Below are 210 nucleotides of genomic sequence, written 5' to 3'. Positions count from 1 at the left end.
CGCAGTCGAGGGTCACCTTCGGCGAACCGCTGGCCAACCGCGCCAACGTCATGGATTGGGTGGCCGAGTCCCGCACCGAGATCGAGATGGCCCGCCTGCTCACCCTCAAGGCGGCGCACATGATGGACACGGTGGGCAACAAGGTCGCCCGGACCGAGATCGCCGCGATCAAGGTCGCCGCGCCAAACGTCGCCCTCAAGGTGATCGATC

At 66.7% G+C, this 210-nt stretch carries 1 protein-coding gene; it reads left to right on the top strand.

All coding sequences use genetic code 11. The features are described 5' to 3' along the window. On the top strand, positions 1-210 hold a 210-nt coding region (locus tag KHA85_RS17740; RefSeq protein WP_272875200.1), incomplete at both ends, for an acyl-CoA dehydrogenase family protein.

It is taken from the genome of Dietzia massiliensis (genome assembly GCF_018390595.1).
In the GTDB taxonomy this organism is placed as follows: domain Bacteria; phylum Actinomycetota; class Actinomycetes; order Mycobacteriales; family Mycobacteriaceae; genus Dietzia; species Dietzia massiliensis.
The sequence above is the reverse complement of the archived record's forward strand: the minus strand, read 5'-3'. Positions and strand labels throughout refer to the sequence as shown.